The 18,272-nt window shown below is 46.9% G+C and carries 16 protein-coding genes; 14 read left to right on the top strand and 2 right to left on the bottom strand.

The window, feature by feature from the left end; genetic code table 11:
* Nucleotides 1-92 precede the first annotated feature (92 nt).
* The 6 genes from NYE20_RS13285 to prpB are packed head-to-tail and all read left to right on the top strand — an operon-like array spanning nt 93 to nt 6,837.
* Complete coding sequence (locus tag NYE20_RS13285; RefSeq protein WP_161621666.1) at nt 93-1,274, top strand: acetyl-CoA C-acetyltransferase; 1,182 nt, start codon at nt 93-95, stop codon at nt 1,272-1,274.
* 24 nt (nt 1,275-1,298) lie between these two features.
* Nucleotides 1,299-2,162: a 3-hydroxybutyryl-CoA dehydrogenase gene (locus NYE20_RS13280; protein WP_095843825.1), complete on the top strand. Its 864-nt coding sequence runs from the start codon at nt 1,299-1,301 to the stop codon at nt 2,160-2,162.
* Between the two features lie 27 nt (nt 2,163-2,189).
* Entirely contained in the window at nt 2,190-3,329 is a 1,140-nt protein-coding gene (locus NYE20_RS13275) for an acyl-CoA dehydrogenase (protein WP_032726112.1), read from the top strand.
* A 33-nt stretch (nt 3,330-3,362) separates the two neighbouring features.
* Nucleotides 3,363-4,481, top strand: coding sequence for a citrate synthase (gene mmgD / locus NYE20_RS13270; protein WP_046160570.1), 1,119 nt, complete (start codon nt 3,363-3,365; stop codon nt 4,479-4,481).
* A gap of 14 nt (nt 4,482-4,495) precedes the next feature.
* Nucleotides 4,496-5,914, top strand: coding sequence for a bifunctional 2-methylcitrate dehydratase/aconitate hydratase (locus NYE20_RS13265; protein ID WP_161621665.1), 1,419 nt, complete (start codon nt 4,496-4,498; stop codon nt 5,912-5,914).
* 17 nt (nt 5,915-5,931) lie between these two features.
* A complete protein-coding gene (gene prpB, locus NYE20_RS13260; protein ID WP_161621664.1) occupies nt 5,932-6,837 on the top strand; it encodes a methylisocitrate lyase in 906 nt (301 codons plus the stop codon).
* A 41-nt stretch (nt 6,838-6,878) separates the two neighbouring features.
* On the opposite strand, the gene NYE20_RS13255 is transcribed toward prpB, so the two are convergent.
* A complete protein-coding gene (locus NYE20_RS13255) occupies nt 6,879-7,115 on the bottom strand; it encodes a DUF2627 domain-containing protein (RefSeq protein WP_003230304.1) in 237 nt (78 codons plus the stop codon).
* A 152-nt stretch (nt 7,116-7,267) separates the two neighbouring features.
* Between NYE20_RS13255 and NYE20_RS13250 the strand changes: the two genes are divergently transcribed.
* The 8 genes from NYE20_RS13250 to bfmBB all read left to right on the top strand — a co-directional run bounded on the left by NYE20_RS13250 (nt 7,268) and on the right by bfmBB (nt 17,339).
* Entirely contained in the window at nt 7,268-9,346 is a 2,079-nt protein-coding gene (locus tag NYE20_RS13250; RefSeq protein ID WP_004398669.1) for a sigma-54-dependent Fis family transcriptional regulator, read from the top strand.
* Nucleotides 9,347-9,470: 124 nt separating this feature from the next.
* The gene (gene yqiS, locus NYE20_RS13245; RefSeq protein WP_004398694.1) at nt 9,471-10,370 is read left to right on the top strand and encodes a phosphate butyryltransferase; all 900 of its coding nucleotides are present in this window, start codon (nt 9,471-9,473) and stop codon (nt 10,368-10,370) included.
* Nucleotides 10,371-10,381: 11 nt separating this feature from the next.
* Entirely contained in the window at nt 10,382-11,476 is a 1,095-nt protein-coding gene (bcd, locus tag NYE20_RS13240; protein WP_003230309.1) for a branched-chain amino acid dehydrogenase, read from the top strand.
* Nucleotides 11,477-11,494: 18 nt separating this feature from the next.
* Nucleotides 11,495-12,586: a butyrate kinase gene (gene buk, locus NYE20_RS13235; RefSeq protein WP_003230311.1), complete on the top strand. Its 1,092-nt coding sequence runs from the start codon at nt 11,495-11,497 to the stop codon at nt 12,584-12,586.
* 20 nt (nt 12,587-12,606) lie between these two features.
* Nucleotides 12,607-14,031: a dihydrolipoyl dehydrogenase gene (gene lpdA, locus NYE20_RS13230; RefSeq protein ID WP_014480214.1), complete on the top strand. Its 1,425-nt coding sequence runs from the start codon at nt 12,607-12,609 to the stop codon at nt 14,029-14,031.
* 21 nt (nt 14,032-14,052) lie between these two features.
* Entirely contained in the window at nt 14,053-15,045 is a 993-nt protein-coding gene (gene bfmBAA, locus NYE20_RS13225; protein WP_032726106.1) for a 3-methyl-2-oxobutanoate dehydrogenase subunit alpha, read from the top strand.
* Between the two features lie 13 nt (nt 15,046-15,058).
* Nucleotides 15,059-16,042: a 3-methyl-2-oxobutanoate dehydrogenase subunit beta gene (gene bfmBAB, locus NYE20_RS13220; protein ID WP_004398638.1), complete on the top strand. Its 984-nt coding sequence runs from the start codon at nt 15,059-15,061 to the stop codon at nt 16,040-16,042.
* A 22-nt stretch (nt 16,043-16,064) separates the two neighbouring features.
* Nucleotides 16,065-17,339, top strand: coding sequence for a branched-chain alpha-keto dehydrogenase complex dihydrolipoyllysine-residue (2-methylpropanoyl)transferase (bfmBB, locus tag NYE20_RS13215; protein ID WP_161621663.1), 1,275 nt, complete (start codon nt 16,065-16,067; stop codon nt 17,337-17,339).
* A 54-nt stretch (nt 17,340-17,393) separates the two neighbouring features.
* Here bfmBB and bmrR read toward each other — a convergent pair whose 3' ends face one another.
* A complete protein-coding gene (bmrR, locus tag NYE20_RS13210; RefSeq protein ID WP_003230325.1) occupies nt 17,394-18,230 on the bottom strand; it encodes a multidrug efflux transcriptional regulator BmrR in 837 nt (278 codons plus the stop codon).
* Between the last annotated feature and the right edge of the window lie 42 nt (nt 18,231-18,272).

Genomic DNA, 18,272 nt, shown 5'->3' with positions numbered 1-18,272 from the left:
TTTTCATTCATTCATGCCCGTTTCAAAGCATACATTCATAGAAGACAACTAGAAATTGTAAGCGCTGTCTATCTTCTGAATGAGGTGAAACCATGAGGAAAACAGTCATTGTAAGTGCTGCAAGAACGCCATTTGGCAAATTCGGCGGAGTATTGAAAGAGGTGAAAGCTGCTGAGCTTGGGGGCATTGTGATGAAGGAGGCGCTGCAACGGGCTGGAGTCTCTGGAGATGATGTAGAAGGAAACGTCATGGGCATGGTTGTCCAGGCCGGCTCAGGGCAGATACCTTCCCGTCAAGCTGCCCGTCTGGCGGGAATGCCTTGGAGTGTGCCGTCAGAAACATTGAATAAAGTCTGTGCTTCCGGCCTTCGCGCTGTCACTTTATGTGATCAAATGATTCGGGCGCAGGATGCGGACATACTTGTTGCGGGGGGAATGGAAAGCATGAGCAATATTCCGTATGCCGTTCCCGCCGGGCGCTGGGGAGCACGGATGGGGGACGGCGAGCTTAGGGACTTAATGGTGTATGACGGATTAACGTGCGCATTTGACGAGGTGCACATGGCTGTTCACGGAAATACAGCTGCCATGGAATATGCAATCTCACGAAGAGAGCAGGACGAATGGGCGTTGAGAAGTCATGCAAGGGCAGCTAAGGCCGCCGATGAAGGGAAGTTTCAGGATGAAATTGTTCCCGTCAACTGGATCGGTCGAAAAGGAAAACCAAACGTTGTTGATAAAGATGAAGCGATTCGCCGTGACACAAGTCTGGATCAGCTCGCGAAACTTGCTCCTATTTATGCAAGTGACGGTTCTATCACAGCCGGCAATGCTCCTGGAGTCAATGACGGAGCCGGCGCGTTCGTGCTGATGTCTGAGGAAAAAGCTGCTGAGCTTGGCAAACGGCCTCTGGCTACAATTCTTGGTTTTTCAACTACGGGAATGCCAGCGCACGAGCTGGCGGCAACGCCGGGATTTGCCATTAACAAGCTCCTGAAAAAGAACGGTTTAACTGTCCAAGATATTGACTTGTTTGAAGTAAATGAAGCTTTTGCTTCAGTTGTTTTGACATGTGAAAAAATCGTAGGTTTCGATCTTGAAAAAGTAAATGTAAATGGCGGTGCGATCGCGCTCGGCCATCCGATCGGCGCGAGCGGGGCGAGAATTCTCATGACGCTTGTTTATGAATTAAAGCGGCGGGGAGGGGGGCTGGGCGTTGCCGCTATTTGCAGCGGGGCAGCACAGGGAGACGCCGTCTTAGTGCAGGTTCATTAAAACATGATGAAAAAGGGGATTTGAATGGAAATCAAACAAATCATGGTAGCTGGCGCAGGTCAGATGGGAAGCGGAATTGCTCAAACAGCTGCCGACGCGGGCTTTTATGTGCGGATGTATGATGTGAATCCAGAGGCCGCGGAGGCAGGATTGAAACGGCTGAAGAAACAGCTGGCCCGCGATGCTGAGAAAGGAAAAAGGACCGAGACGGAAGTGAAGAGCGTAATCAGCCGCATTTCGATTTCTCAAACGCTTGAGGAGGCAGAGCATGCGGACATTGTGATTGAGGCTATCGCAGAAAACATGGCGGCAAAAACTGAGATGTTTAAAACACTTGATCGCATTTGCCCGCCTCATACGATTTTGGCCAGCAATACATCTTCCTTGCCTATTACAGAAATCGCTGCTGTAACAAGCCGGCCTCAACGGGTTATTGGCATGCATTTTATGAATCCCGTCCCTGTAATGAAGCTGGTTGAAGTGATTCGCGGCTTGGCTACATCAGAAGAAACGGCCTTAGATGTTATGGCATTAGCGAAAAAGATGGGGAAAACAGCGGTAGAAGTCAATGATTTTCCTGGGTTTGTTTCCAACCGTGTGCTTCTTCCAATGATTAATGAAGCCATCTATTGCGTGTATGAGGGAGTGGCGAAGCCGGAGGCAATAGACGAAGTGATGAAGCTGGGCATGAATCATCCGATGGGTCCGCTTGCATTAGCGGATTTTATCGGACTGGATACGTGTTTATCAATTATGGAAGTCCTTCACTCAGGCCTTGGCGATTCCAAATACCGTCCTTGCCCGCTGCTCCGCAAGTATGTCAAAGCAGGCTGGCTTGGCAAAAAGAGCGGACGCGGTTTTTATGACTATGAGGAGAGGACTTCCTAAAGTCTATTCCATCCGGGGGTGGCCGAGTTGCATGTAACCCAAGAGCAAGTCATGATGCGAAAAATGGTGCGTGATTTTGCACGAAAAGAAATTGCTCCCGCTGCGGAAATCATGGAGAAAACGGACGAATTTCCCTTTCAGCTGATCAAAAAAATGGGTGAACACGGACTGATGGGAATACCGGTGCCGGAACAATACGGCGGTGCCGGGGCGGACGTTGTTTCTTATATTTTGGCGATTCATGAGATTTCTAGAATCAGTGCGGCTGTCGGCGTGATACTCTCCGTTCATACCTCAGTCGGCACGAATCCGATTCTGTATTTCGGCAACGAAGAACAAAAGATGAAATATATACCAAAGCTCGCGTCAGGAGACCATTTGGGCGCATTTGCACTAACGGAGCCTCACTCGGGGTCGGATGCCGGGAGCCTCCGCACAACAGCAATCAAAAAGAACGGCAAATATCTATTAAACGGATCGAAAATATTCATAACGAATGGCGGAGCAGCTGATATCTATATCACATTTGCTTTAACAGCTCCAGATCAAGGCAGGCACGGAATTTCGGCTTTTATTGTTGAAAAAAACACACCCGGTTTTACCGTTGGAAAAAAAGAAAGAAAGCTGGGGCTTTATGGCTCCAATACTACGGAACTGATTTTTGATAATGCAGAAGTGCCTGAAGCCAATTTGCTTGGCAAAGAGGGGGATGGCTTTCACATTGCCATGGCGAATTTAAATGTCGGCCGGATCGGCATTGCGGCACAGGCCCTCGGAATTGCAGAGGCGGCTCTTGAGCATGCCGTTGATTATGCGAAGCAGCGAGTGCAATTTGGAAGGCCGATCGCAGCCAATCAAGGCATATCATTTAAGCTGGCTGACATGGCGACTAGGGCAGAGGCGGCAAGACATCTTGTCTACCACGCCGCAGACCTTCATAACCGCGGCCTAAATTGTGGAAAAGAAGCGTCTATGGCTAAACAATTTGCTTCCGATGCAGCCGTGAAGGCAGCGTTAGACGCCGTTCAAATTTATGGAGGATATGGCTATATGAAGGATTATCCGGTTGAGCGCTTGCTTCGCGATGCAAAGGTGACGCAAATCTATGAAGGGACGAACGAGATTCAAAGACTGATTATTTCTAAGTATTTGCTTGGCGGAACCTGATAGACAAAAAACGCATAAACGGAGGTTGAGGATATGGAGGAGAAACAGCAATATTCTCCAGGGTTGGACGGTGTGATTGCGGCAGAAACTCATATTTCTTATCTTGACACGCAGTCCAGCCAGATTTTGATAAGAGGCTATGATTTAATAGAACTTTCTGAAACAAAAAGCTATCTGGAGCTTGTCCATTTATTGCTGGAGGGCAGGCTGCCAGAAGAAAGTGAAATGGAGACGCTGGAACGTAAAATAAACAGTGCCGCAAGCCTGCCTGCTGATCATCTCCGTCTGCTTGAGCTGCTCCCTGAGGACACTCATCCAATGGATAGTCTGCGTACCGGCCTGTCGGCACTTGCTGGCTATGATCGGCAAATTGATGATCGGTCTCCCTCCGCAAACAAAGAACGCGCCTATCAGCTTCTTGGGAAAATGCCTGCCCTCACTGCTGCCAGCTACAGGATCATTAATAAGAAAGAACCGATTCTTCCGCTTCATACCTTATCCTACAGTGCGAATTTTCTCTACATGATGACAGGGAAATTGCCGTCTTCATTGGAAGAACAGATTTTTGACCGGTCGCTCGTCCTGTACAGTGAGCATGAGATGCCGAATTCAACCTTTGCGGCCAGGGTCATTGCATCTACACATTCAGATCTTTATGGGGCTTTGACTGGGGCTGTCGCTTCCCTGAAAGGGAATCTTCACGGAGGAGCAAACGAAGCTGTGATGTATTTGCTTTTGGAGGCAAAAACGACATCTGATTTTGAGCAGCTTCTGCAAACAAAACTGAAAAGAAAAGAAAAAATCATGGGCTTCGGCCACCGGGTGTATATGAAAAAAATGGACCCAAGAGCACTCATGATGAAAGAGGCGCTGCAGCAATTATGCGATAAAGCCGGTGACCATCGTTTATATGAGATGTGCGAAGCGGGTGAGCGGCTGATGGAGAAGGAAAAAGGGCTTTACCCGAATTTGGATTACTATGCTGCCCCGGTGTATTGGATGCTCGGCATACCGATTCCTTTATATACGCCGGTCTTTTTCAGCGCGAGAACGTCCGGTTTATGCGCCCATGTGATCGAACAGCATGCCAATAATCGGCTCTTCCGTCCCCGTGTCAGTTACATGGGCCCGCGATATCAAACAAAATCATGAAAGGAGCTGGTAGAATGCCGAAAACGGATCGTGTAATCGTAGAAATCACAGACTATGTGCTTGAAAAAGAGATTACTAGTGCCGAAGCGTATACAACAGCGGGGCATGTATTGCTGGATACCCTGGGCTGCGGGATCTTGGCGCTACGGTATCCGGAATGCACAAAGCTGCTTGGCCCGATTGTTCCAGGAACGACTGTGCCGAATGGAAGCAAAGTGCCGGGAACGTCATATGTTCTCGATCCTGTGAGGGCAGCGTTTAATATCGGCTGCATGATTCGCTGGCTCGATTACAACGATACGTGGCTGGCGGCGGAGTGGGGGCATCCATCCGATAACTTGGGAGGAATCCTTGCCGCTGCTGATTATGTATCAAGAGTGAGGCTGTCTGAAGGAAAAGAGCCGTTAACAGTACGCGACGTACTTGAGATGATGATCAAAGCACACGAGATTCAAGGTGTGCTGGCGTTAGAAAACAGCTTAAATCGAGTTGGCCTTGACCATGTGCTGTTTGTCAAAGTTGCGACAACCGCTGTTGCGGCAAAGCTTTTGGGCGGCGGAAGAGAAGAAATCAAAAATGCGCTTTCGAATGCATGGATTGACAATGCAGCATTGAGGACATACCGCCATTCACCGAATACAGGCTCGCGTAAATCATGGGCGGCAGGAGATGCAACGAGCAGAGGTGTTCATTTGGCACTGATGTCGTTAAAAGGGGAAATGGGTTATCCGACAGCCCTGAGTGCACCGGGTTGGGGGTTCCAAGACGTTTTATTCAATAAGAAAGAGATCAAGCTTGACCGTCCGCTCGACGCTTATGTCATGGAAAATGTGTTATTTAAAGTGTCTTATCCTGCGGAATTTCACGCCCAGACAGCGGCGGAGTGCGCCGTCATTCTTCACCCGCAGGTAAAGAACCGGATTGACGAGATTGACCGTGTTGTCATCAGAACGCATGAATCCGCTATCCGAATCATTGATAAAAAAGGCCCGCTCTACAATCCGGCAGACCGCGATCACTGTCTCCAATACATTACAGCAATCGGTTTGCTTTTTGGTGATATCACCGCACAGCATTATGAAGCTGAAACAGCGAGTGATCCGAGAATAGATAAACTTCGTGATAAAATGGAAGTGACTGAAAATAAAACATATACCGAGGATTATTTAAAACCTGATAAACGTTCCATCTCAAATGCCGTTCAGGTTCATTTTAAAGACGGAACGAGCACGGAAATGGTGGAATGTGAGTTTCCCCTCGGCCATCGTTTTCGAAGAGAGGAAGCAGTGCCGAAACTGCTGGAAAAGTTTTCTGACAATCTCAAAACCCATTTTCCTGATAAACAGCACAAACACATTTATGAGCGCTGTACCAGCTATGAGACATTACAAACGATGCGCGTAAATGAATTCGTAGACATGTTCTGCATGTAAAAGGGGGATTTTGTTTCATGTCGTGGATCGTCAATAAGCAATCGTCACAAGAGGAGCTTGCCGGGCGTTTCCGCAAGCTGATGTCAGCACCGGACATTCTTCAAATTCCCGGCGCCCATGACGGGATGGCCGCTTTGCTTGCGAAAGAAGCCGGTTTTTCTGTTATTTATTTGTCCGGTGCTGCTTATACAGCCAGCAGGGGGCTGCCTGATTTAGGGATCATCACATCGGCAGAGATAGCTGAACGGGCCAAAGATCTTGTGCGTGCAGCTGATCTGCCTTTGCTTGTGGATATCGATACGGGATTTGGCGGTGTCTTAAATGCCGCCCGAACCGCCCGGGAGATGCTTGAAGCCAGGGTAGCAGCCGTTCAAATAGAAGACCAGCAGCTCCCAAAAAAATGCGGACATTTAAATGGCAAACAGCTAGTTCCGATAAAGGAAATGGCGCAAAAAATAAAAGCCATTAAACAAGCGGCACCCTCCCTTATTGTTGTTGCCCGTACTGATGCCAGGGCGCAGGAAGGGCTTGATGCCGCAATAAAACGTTCAGAGGCTTACATTGAGGCGGGAGCGGACGCAATTTTCCCGGAAGCGCTACAGGCGGAGAATGAATTCCGCCAGTTTGCTGAGCGTATCCCCGTTCCGCTCCTTGCGAATATGACTGAATTTGGGAAAACGCCATATTATCGTGCCGATGAATTCGAAGATATGGGGTTTCACATGGTGATATATCCTGTCACCTCGCTTCGAGCGGCGGCAAAAGCTTGTGAGCGGATGTTTGGTTTGATGAAGGAGCACGGCTCACAAAAAGAAGGACTTCATGATATGCAGACACGAAAAGAACTGTACGATACGATTTCTTATTATGACTATGAAGCGTTAGACAAAACGATTGCCAAGACCGTTTTGCCTGACGAATAATGCAACAAAAAAAGCCGGAGCATTCTCCGGCTTTTTTTCAGCTATCGTTTTCTGAATCGCGGGCTGACTTGATTGCGTTTTCTGTCTCTGTATAAAATGAACCCGGCCAGCACATAGAGGCCGATCGCAAAAAAGATGAATCCTGACAACCCTTGGAGCCAAAGAGCTGAAAATGGCTTGATTGTATGGCCGAAAAGTGTATCTCTCATCAGTTTAATGCCTAAAGCAGAAATAGCCCCGGGGATGACTAATATTAAAAGCGCAAGAAGTCGGCTCATCTTCAGAAAACCCCTTTATCTTTTCATTTCCTTTATTGTCCAGCGGAAAAAATATTTTGTCAAGAGAAGAAAACGTGGTAACATAGGGTTGTGCAAATTATTGCAACGGAATAAATAGGTGTGCAAATTTTTTCATACAAAGGGGTATCGGGATGCAAAAGGTACTGATAGTAGGTGCCGGCAAAAGGGGAACGGCGTTATTACATATTCTGATTAAAACAGCCATCATAGATATCATTGCCGTAGTTGACAAAGACCCCGAGGCGCCGGGATTGAAAGAAGCAGAACAGTATGGGATTGCCGTATCATCTGATTGGAAACCTTACATACAACAAAAACCGGATATCGTCATTCATACCACCGGCGATCAAGCCGTGTTTGACGAGCTCCTTCAAAGAAAGCATGAAGATACCATTGTCATGCCGGGAAAAATGGCATACATCGTTTTTCAGCTGATGGAAGAAAAGCAGCACCTGATTCAAATGCTAAAAGAGCAAACCTATAAATATGACAGAATTTTTAATTCCACCCATGATGGAATGATTTTTATTGATATCAATGAAGAAATCATTCTCTTTAACCATATGGCCGAAAAAATGGTCGGAAAAAAACGTGAGGAAGTCATTGGGCGCCCAATAAAAGAAGTGATTCCGAGCACGAAGATGCCGCGGATTTTAAAAACAAGAGTGCCTGAATACAACCAGAAGCAGCTGTTAGGCGATCATTTGCAAATTGTGACCACAAGACTGCCGATTATTGATGAAGGCGGACGTCTGCTCGGGGCTCTTTGTGTGTTTAAAGATATCACTGATGCGGTCGAGCTGGCAGAGGAAGTGACCAACTTAAAGCAGGTCCGTACGATGCTGGAGGCGATTATTCAATCCTCCGATGAGGCGATTTCTGTCGTTGATGAAAACGGCATCGGCCTGCTAATCAATAAAGCGTATACGAAAATGACGGGGCTTTCTGAAAAAGAAGTCATCGGCAAGCCTGCAAACACTGATATTTCCGAAGGCGAAAGCATGCATTTAAAGGTGCTTGAAACAAGACGTCCTGTCCGCGGTGTCAGAATGAAGGTCGGCCCGAATGAAAAAGAGGTCATCGTTAATGTAGCACCGGTGATTGTGGACGGGATTTTGAAAGGCAGCGTCGGCGTGATTCACGATGTTTCCGAAATTAAAATGCTGACAGCGGAGCTTAACCGCGCCAGACAAATTATTCGCACGCTTGAAGCGAAATACACGTTTGACGACATTATCGGCAAAAGCGAGCAAATGCTGGTTGCGCTTGAGCAGGCGAAGCTCGGTGCGAAAACACCGGCAACCATCTTGCTGCGCGGGGAATCAGGAACAGGAAAAGAACTGTTCGCCCATGCCATCCATAACGAAAGTGACCGGAAATACAATAAATTTATTCGCGTGAATTGTGCAGCCCTTTCTGAAAACCTGCTCGAATCAGAATTGTTCGGCTATGAGGATGGTGCGTTTTCAGGAGCGAAGCGCGGCGGTAAAAAGGGTTTATTTGAGGAAGCAAATAACGGCAGTATTTTCTTAGATGAAATCGGTGAGCTGACACAAAATATGCAGGCCAAATTGCTACGCGTCCTTCAAGAAAAGGAAATCGTCAGAGTGGGCGGCACGAAAGCGATCCCTGTCAACGTCAGAGTGATCGCGGCGACAAATGTAAATATTGAAAAGGCGATGGCGGACGGAACATTCCGGGAAGACCTGTATTACCGGATCAACCGCTATCCGATCTCCATCCCGCCTTTGCGGCAGCGGTTGGAGGACATTGAAGCATTGAGCGTCAGACTTATCCAAAAGATCAACCGGGATTACGGCAGGAATGTAAAAGGGCTCTCACAGCAAGCCTTGCGCGCCTTATCTGCCTACCATTGGCCTGGGAATGTCCGGGAGCTTGAAAATGTCCTTGGACGAGCCATGATTTTTCTGAATCCGCATATGGAATGGATTGAAAAAGATCACTTGCCTGTATTCGAACTTGAGCAAAAAGAAAATGACACAGATCAGGGAACAGGTTTTGATTTTCCGGATATTGAAGGCGAAAAGCTGTCTGTCGCAGTAGAAAAATTTGAAGCGCATTTGATCCAGCAAACGCTTGAAAAGCATCATTTTAACCGGACAAAAACAGCAAAAGCTCTCGGTGTCAGCATTCGGAACTTATATTACAAAATGGATAAATATGGCCTTGCAAATGAAGGCATGCAATAATTTGCAGAATAAACGCAAACATCTGCACGAATGTTTCGGTATACCTGGTATGACAGCACCCTTAAGAGCTGGCATGGAACTTGCATAATAAAAGGCGGAGTCGAAACAAGAAAGGTGGTAACAGATGAAGCTGAAAGATTTAATCGGCAAAGCGTCGATACACAAAAATAAGACCATTGCGGTTGCTCATGCTGAGGATGAGGAAGTGATCCGGGCTGTAAAGCTGGCAGCCGAGCACCTATCCGCCCGTTTCTTGTTAACGGGCGACAGCAAAAAACTGAACGAGCTGACATCATCCATGCAAGGGCATCAAGTGGAAATCGTCCATGCCAATACTCCTGAGGAATCGGCGAAATTAGCGGTTCGTGCTGTGCATCATAAAACAGCGGACGTTTTAATGAAAGGCAATGTGCCGACTTCTGTTTTGCTTAAAGCGGTATTGAACAGACAGGAGGGGCTTCGGTCAGCAAGTGTCCTTTCTCACGTGGCTGTCTTCGATATACCGGATTTTGACCGGCTGATGTTTGTGACAGATTCGGCAATGAATATTGCTCCTTCGCTGGAAGAGCTCCGGCAGATTTTGCAAAATGCCGTTCATGTGGCCCATGCAGTAGGGAACAATATGCCAAAAGCAGCTGCCCTTGCAGCGGTCGAAACGGTGAACCCAAAAATGGAAGCAACCGTGAATGCAGCTGCTCTAGCTCAAATGTACAAAAGGGGCCAGATCAAAGGCTGCATTGTTGATGGACCGCTTGCTTTGGATAACGCAGTTTCACAAATTGCCGCGGCCCAGAAAAAAATTTCGGGAGACGTAGCGGGCAACGCAGATATCCTTCTCGTCCCAACAATTGAGGCCGGCAATATTTTATATAAATCACTGATTTATTTTGCCAAGGCCAGCGTGGCGGCTGTCATTACAGGAGCAAAAGCACCGATTGCCTTAACAAGCAGAGCGGACTCTGCTGAAAATAAACTGTATTCCATTGCGCTGGCAATATGCGCATCTGAAGAATACACACATTAGGAGGAACGAACATGGAACTTTTTAAATATATGGAGAAATACGATTACGAACAATTGGTATTCTGCCAGGATGAACAATCTGGATTAAAAGCGATTATCGCCATTCATGATACAACGCTTGGTCCGGCGCTTGGCGGAACGAGAATGTGGACATATGAAAATGAAGAAGCGGCAATTGAAGATGCGCTCAGATTGGCTAGAGGCATGACCTATAAGAACGCGGCGGCCGGCTTAAACCTTGGCGGCGGAAAAACAGTCATTATCGGCGATCCGCGCAAAGACAAAAATGAAGAAATGTTCCGCGCGTTTGGCCGCTATATTCAAGGGCTGAACGGCAGATACATCACGGCTGAAGATGTGGGCACAACGGTCGAGGATATGGATATCATTCATGATGAGACAGACTATGTCACAGGGATTTCTCCTGCTTTCGGCTCTTCTGGAAATCCGTCCCCAGTCACAGCGTACGGGGTGTACAGAGGAATGAAGGCAGCAGCTAAAGCTGCTTTTGGAACCGACTCTCTTGAAGGAAAAACCATTGCTGTACAGGGTGTTGGGAACGTAGCCTATAACCTTTGCCGCCACCTGCATGAAGAAGGAGCAAACTTAATCGTTACGGATATCAACAAACAATCTGTACAGCGTGCAGTTGAAGATTTTGGCGCCCGTGCTGTAGATCCTGATGACATTTATTCACAAGACTGCGATATTTATGCGCCGTGTGCCCTTGGTGCAACTATTAACGACGACACCATTAAACAGCTGAAGGCGAAAGTGATCGCAGGTGCGGCTAACAACCAATTAAAAGAGACACGCCATGGTGATCAAATTCACGAAATGGGCATCGTTTATGCACCGGATTACGTGATTAACGCGGGCGGTGTTATCAACGTGGCAGATGAGCTTTACGGCTATAATGCAGAACGTGCATTGAAAAAAGTTGAAGGCATTTACGGCAATATCGAGCGTGTACTAGAGATTTCTCAGCGTGACGGCATTCCTGCATATTTAGCGGCTGACCGCTTGGCAGAGGAACGAATTGAACGCATGCGCCGCTCAAGAAGCCAGTTTTTGCAAAACGGCCACAGTGTATTAAGCAGACGTTAAGAAATTGATCTGGAGGTTATGAAAGTGCTACATGACGAAAAACGCATTCTCACAATTAATCCAGGCTCAACTTCAACGAAAATCGGTGTTTTTCATAACGAAAGAAGCATTTTTGAAAAAACATTGAGACACAACATAGAAGAGCTGCAGCGATTTGACCGAATTATTGATCAGTATGAATTTCGTAAAAACCATATTCTCGAAACGCTTCATGAACAGGGAATCAATATCTCAAAGTTTGATGCAGTCTGCGCAAGAGGCGGCCTTCTCCGGCCAATTGAAGGCGGGACCTACGTGGTGAATGATGAGATGATTGAGGATTTGAAAAGCGGCTACGCCGGTCAGCATGCTTCTAATCTCGGCGGCATTATCGCGCGGGAAATCGCTGATGGCCTGAATATCCCTTCGTATATCGTCGACCCTGTTGTCGTAGACGAAATGTCAGTGCTTGCGAAAGTTTCAGGCATGCCTGAAATTGAACGGAAAAGCATTTTCCATGCGTTAAACCAAAAAGCTGTCGCTCGTAAAGCGGCAGCCTCTCTTGGCAAACGATATGAGAACATGAAAATGATTATTACCCATATGGGCGGAGGTATTACAATTGGCGTCCATGACCGCGGGCGAGTGGTAGATGTCAATAACGGCCTGCACGGCGAGGGACCATTCAGTCCTGAACGAGCAGGAACAGTGCCTGCGGGAGATCTTGTTGATCTATGTTTTTCAGGGGAATATACAAAAGAAGAAATCATGAAAAAGCTTGTTGGCACCGGCGGACTTTTAGGCTATCTCGGTACAAATGATGCAGTAAAAGTAGAACAGATGATTCAAGGGGGCGATGAAAAAGCCCGCTTCATTTATGATGCCATGGCATATCAGGTAGCAAAGGAAATCGGGGCAGCCAGCGCGGCGTTAAAAGGCGAAGTTGAAGCGATTGTGCTGACGGGAGGCCTTGCGTACGGCAAAAGCTTTGTTTCTGCTATCAGATCATACATAGATTGGATTTCAGACGTTTTAGTCTATCCGGGTGAAAATGAACTGCAGTCTCTTGCCCAAGGGGCGCTCAGAGTATTGCAGGGCGAAGAGCAATCCAAACAATATCGTATTGAATAGACAGACAGGAGTGAGTCACCATGGCAACTGAGTATGACGTAGTCATTCTGGGCGGCGGTACCGGCGGTTATGTTGCGGCCATCAGAGCCGCTCAGCTCGGCTTAAAAACAGCCGTTGTGGAAAAGGAAAAACTCGGAGGAACATGTCTGCATAAAGGCTGTATCCCGAGTAAAGCGCTGCTTAGAAGCGCAGAGGTATACCGGACAGCTCGTGAAGCCGATCAATTCGGGGTGGAAACGGCTGGCGTGTCCCTCAACTTTGAAAAAGTGCAGCAGCGTAAGCAAGCCGTTGTTGATAAGCTTGCAGCGGGTGTAAATCATTTAATGAAAAAAGGAAAAATTGACGTGTACACCGGATATGGACGTATCCTTGGACCGTCAATCTTCTCTCCGCTGCCGGGAACAATTTCTGTTGAGCGGGGAAATGGCGAAGAAAATGACATGCTGATCCCGAAACAAGTGATCATTGCAACAGGATCAAGACCGAGAATGCTTCCGGGTCTTGAAGCGGACGGTAAGTCTGTACTGACTTCAGATGAGGCGCTCCAAATGGAGGAGCTGCCACAATCAATCATCATTGTCGGCGGAGGGGTTATCGGTATCGAATGGGCGTCTATGCTTCATGATTTTGGTGTGAAGGTAACGGTTATTGAATACGCGGATCGCATATTGCCGACTGAAGATCTAGAGATTTCAAAAGAAATGGAAAGTCTTCTTAAGAAAAAAGGCATCCAGTTCATAACAGGGGCAAAAGTGCTGCCTGACACAATGACAAAAACATCAGATGATATCAGCATACAAGCGGAAAAAGACGGAGAAACCGTTACCTACTCTGCTGAGAAAATGCTTGTTTCCATCGGCAGACAGGCAAATATCGAAGGCATTGGCCTAGAGAACACCGATATTGTTACTGAAAATGGCATGATTTCAGTCAATGAAAGCTGCCAAACGAAGGAATCTCATATTTATGCAATTGGAGACGTAATCGGTGGCCTGCAGTTAGCTCACGTTGCTTCACATGAGGGAATTATTGCTGTTGAGCATTTTGCAGGTCTCAATCCGCATCCGCTTGATCCGACGCTTGTGCCGAAGTGCATTTACTCAAGCCCTGAAGCTGCCAGTGTCGGCTTAACCGAAGACGAAGCAAAGGCGAACGGGCATAATGTCAAAATCGGCAAGTTCCCATTTATGGCGATTGGAAAAGCGCTTGTATACGGTGAAAGCGACGGTTTTGTCAAAATCGTAGCGGACCGAGATACAGATGATATTCTCGGCGTTCATATGATCGGCCCGCATGTCACCGACATGATTTCTGAAGCGGGTCTTGCCAAAGTGCTGGACGCAACGCCGTGGGAGATCGGGCAAACGATTCACCCGCATCCAACGCTTTCTGAAGCAATTGGGGAAGCAGCGCTTGCCGCAGATGGCAAAGCCATTCATTTTTAAAAGCATAAAGGAGGGGCTTGAATGAGTACAAACCGACATCAAGCACTAGGGCTGACTGATCAGGAAGCCGTTGATATGTATAGAACCATGCTGTTAGCAAGAAAAATCGATGAAAGAATGTGGCTGTTAAACCGTTCTGGCAAAATTCCATTTGTAATTTCTTGTCAAGGACAGGAAGCAGCACAGGTAGGAGCGGCTTTCGCACTTGACCGTGAAATGGATTATGTATTGCCGTACTACAGAGACATGGGTGTCGTGCTCGCGTTTGGCATGACAGCAAAGGACTTAATGATGTCCGGGTTTGCAAAAGCAGCAGATCCGAACTCAGGAGGCCGCCAGATGCCGGGACATTTCGGACAAAAGAAAAACCGCATTGTGACGGGATCATCTCCGGTTACAACGCAAGTGCCGCACGCAGTCGGTATTGCGCTTGCGGGACGTATGGAGAAAAAGGATATCGCAGCCTTTGTTACATTTGGGGAAGGGTCTTCAAACCAAGGCGATTTCCACGAAGGGGCAAACTTTGCCGCTGTCCATAAGCTGCCGGTTATTTTCATGTGTGAAAACAACAAATACGCAATCTCAGTGCCTTACGATAAGCAAGTCGCATGTGAGAACATTTCCGACCGTGCCATAGGCTATGGGATGCCTGGCGTAACTGTGAATGGAAATGATCCGCTGGAAGTTTATCAAGCGGTCAAAGAAGCACGCGAAAGGGCACGCAGAGGAGAAGGCCCGACATTAATTGAAACGATTTCTTACCGCCTTACACCACATTCCAGTGATGACGATGACAGCAGCTACAGAGGCCGTGAAGAAGTAGAGGAAGCGAAAAAAAGTGATCCCCTGCTTACTTATCAAGCTTACTTAAAGGAAACAGGCCTGCTGTCCGATGAGATGGAACAAACCATGCTGGATGAAATTATGGCAATCGTAAATGAAGCGACGGATGAAGCGGAGAACGCCCCTTATGCAGCTCCTGAGTCAGCGCTTGATTATGTGTATGCGAAGTAGGGAGGAAGAACAAATGTCAGTAATGTCATATATTGATGCAATCAATTTGGCGATGAAAGAAGAAATGGAACGAGATTCTCGCGTTTTCGTCCTTGGGGAAGATGTAGGAAGAAAAGGCGGTGTGTTTAAAGCGACAGCCGGACTCTATGAACAATTTGGGGAAGAGCGCGTTATGGATACGCCGCTTGCTGAATCTGCGATCGCAGGAGTCGGTATCGGAGCGGCAATGTACGGAATGAGACCGATTGCTGAGATGCAGTTTGCTGATTTCATTATGCCGGCAGTCAACCAAATTATTTCTGAAGCGGCTAAAATCCGCTACCGCAGCAACAATGACTGGAGCTGTCCGATTGTCGTCAGAGCGCCATACGGCGGAGGCGTGCACGGGGCCCTGTATCATTCTCAATCAGTCGAAGCAATTTTCGCCAACCAGCCCGGACTAAAAATTGTCATGCCATCAACACCATATGACGCGAAAGGGCTCTTAAAAGCCGCAGTTCGTGATGAAGACCCAGTGCTGTTTTTTGAGCACAAGCGGGCATACCGTCTGATAAAGGGAGAGGTTCCGGCTGATGATTATGTCCTGCCAATCGGCAAGGCTGACGTAAAACGGGAAGGCGACGACATCACAGTGATCACATACGGTCTGTGTGTCCACTTCGCCTTACAAGCTGCAGAACGTCTCGAAAAAGATGGCATTTCAGCGCATGTGGTGGATTTAAGAACAGTTTACCCGCTTGATAAAGAAGCCATCATCGAAGCTGCGTCCAAAACTGGAAAGGTTCTTTTGGTCACAGAAGATACAAAAGAAGGCAGCATCATGAGCGAAGTAGCCGCAATTATATCCGAGCATTGTCTGTTCGACTTAGACGCGCCGATCAAACGGCTTGCAGGTCCTGATATTCCGGCTATGCCTTATGCGCCGACAATGGAAAAATACTTTATGGTCAACCCTGATAAAGTGGAAGCGGCGATGAGAGAATTAGCGGAGTTTTAAAGACGTAAGGGAGGATACAATCATGGCAATTGAACAAATGACGATGCCGCAGCTTGGAGAAAGCGTAACAGAGGGGACGATCAGCAAATGGCTTGTCGCCCCCGGTGATAAAGTGAACAAATACGATCCGATCGCGGAAGTCATGACAGATAAGGTAAATGCAGAGGTTCCGTCTTCTTTTACTGGTACGATAACAGAGCTTGTGGGAGAAGAAGGCCAAACCCTGCAAGTCGGAGAAGTGATTTGCAAAATTGAAACAGAAGGCGCGAATCCGGCTGAACAAAAACAAGAACAGCCAGCTGCTTCAACAGCCGCTGAGACGCCTGCTGCAAAAAGTGCCGAAGCAGCTGATCAGCCCAATAAAAAGCGCTACTCGCCAGCTGTACTCCGTTTGGCCGGAGAGCACAGCATTGATCTTGAACAAGTAACAGGAACAGGTGCCGGCGGCCGCATTACGCGAAAAGATATTCAGCGCTTAATTGAAACAGGCGGCGTGCAAGAACAGAATCCTGAGGAGCCGAAAACAGCAGCTCCTGCACCGAAGTCTGCATCAAAACCTGAGCCAAAAGAAGAGACGGCATATCCTGCGTCTGCAGCCGGTGATAAAGAAATTGCTGTCACAGGTGTAAGAAAAGCAATTGCTTCCAATATGAAGCGCAGCAAAACAGAAATTCCGCATGCTTGGACGATGATGGAAGTCGACGTCACAAATATGGTTGCATATCGCAACAGTATAAAAGATTCCTTTAAGAAGACAGAAGGCTTTAATTTAACGTTCTTCGCCTTTTTTGTAAAAGCGGTCGCTCAGGCGTTAAAAGAATTCCCGCAAATGAATAGCATGTGGGCGGGCGACAAAATTATTCAGAAAAAGGATATCAATATTTCAATTGCAGTTGCCACAGAGGATTCTTTATTTGTTCCGGTGATTAAAAACGCTGATGAAAAAACAATTAAAGGCATTGCGAAAGAAATTACCGGTCTTGCCAAAAAAGTAAGAGACGGAAAACTCACTGCAGATGACATGCAGGGAGGCACGTTTACCGTCAACAACACAGGTTCGTTCGGCTCTGTTCAGTCAATGGGCATTATCAACTACCCTCAGGCTGCGATTCTTCAAGTAGAATCCATCGTCAAACGCCCGGTTGTCATGGACAATGGCATGATTGCTGTCAGAGACATGGTTAATCTGTGTCTGTCCTTAGATCACAGAGTGCTTGACGGTCTCGTGTGCGGACGATTCCTCGGACGAGTGAAACAAATTTTAGAATCGATTGACGAGAAGACATCTGTTTACTAAATAAGAAAAAAGAGCATTTTTTGAAGTTTTGTTTCAAAAAATGCTCTTTTTCTATTATTCAGCGATTCGTATTTTCATTTCGACACGATATTCTTCTTGTTTTTTCGGGGAGTAATGAATCGGTATGATTAACTCGTATACATCACTGACAACTGTTAATTGGCGGTCTGCGATATACTTGATAAGCTTCTGTAAGTTGAGAAAATAATGTTCAGGCGAAAAATTATACGCGATACACGCATACCTCCCTTTAGGGATTGTTGTGATTTCCATATCCGGCGTAATTGATGAAATCTGTTTATTCGTCAATACAGGCGTGAAAATATGACGGTAAGTCATTTCATCAATGCTGGTGTAGGGCTGAAAAGAGAAAGTAGCGCCGTAGCTATTGTTCGTAAATCCATCTGCTGATTCGATAAATTTTTTTAATTTGCTGTAGGAGGCGTTGAGCACGTTTTCAGGCCCGATTCCTTCTGCCTCTGTCTGAATAATCCGTATTTCTTCTTCATCTAAAACAAACACCTCACCGAGCGCGGGATATTCCATCTGCCGTTTCATCCGCTTTTTCACCAATGAAATGGTTTGCTCCAGTGCTGATAAAAAGTCTAATTTCTCCCTGATTTGCCTCTCCTGCTCGGTATAAAAAGCAAACAGTTCTTCCATCTCTAAGTCCTGTGCTTTTTTCATCTCTTCTAAAGGTGTGCCGATATATTTCAATGATTTGATCAAATCCAGATGAATGAGCTGAGAATCTGTATAATAGCGGTAGCTGGTATCCGGGTCGACGTAGGCGGGTTTAAATAAATCAATTTTATCGTAATAACGGAGCGCTTTAATCGACACGTTTGCCAGTTTTGAAACTTCCCCAATTGAGTAATACGATTCCTTCATGTCATCACTCCTTCTATCATCAGTATAAAGAAGAAGCGCATT

The sequence above is a fragment of the Bacillus sp. FSL R5-0416 genome, from assembly GCF_037975425.1.
Lineage (GTDB): Bacteria > Bacillota > Bacilli > Bacillales > Bacillaceae > Bacillus > Bacillus subtilis.
This window is presented reverse-complemented; position numbering and strand designations above follow the sequence as displayed.